Here is a 479-nt window from a genome sequence, read left to right on the forward strand (position 1 = left end):
CTACTCCAAATTCTCTTTTTTGTTTTATCATGTCTGATATTAGATCTAAGGTATATGGAATATAAACATATCGATTATCGCCTTCCGTTTTAGTGTCGAATTTGAATTCATCAGCATATTCCATACATTTTCTAAATTCAGATGAATCTTTGTTATATTCTTTGGCGAAAAATTTCTCTGTTAGCTCTCGAGTAAATGGGCTTAATTCAAGTTTACTGATGTTATAATTATCGTCTGTGTTTAGATCCCAAAAATAATCCCTACACGTTAATATTATCTTGGTTTTCTCATTACCAATTAAATAACTTTCAAAAATGCTCTCAATAAATGAGTTCACATCAAATTTATTATTCAACTTTGCGATTACTTCGTCTATTCCGTCAACAACGATTAATATATTACCATTATCTATAGAAAGCTCGAGTAACTCTTGGTTGAATTTATTTTCGAAGTCGTTAACTTTTGCGTGAGCATTGTAG

The 479-nt window shown here is 30.3% G+C and carries 1 protein-coding gene; it reads right to left on the reverse strand.

Annotated features, from left to right (window positions below; all coding sequences use genetic code 11):
* A partial coding sequence (locus AB4486_RS28380) for a hypothetical protein (RefSeq protein WP_372120171.1) occupies positions 1-479 on the reverse strand: 479 nt, incomplete at both ends.

The sequence above is a fragment of the Vibrio sp. 10N.222.55.C6 genome (assembly GCF_041473395.1).
Classification (GTDB): domain Bacteria; phylum Pseudomonadota; class Gammaproteobacteria; order Enterobacterales; family Vibrionaceae; genus Vibrio; species Vibrio crassostreae_C.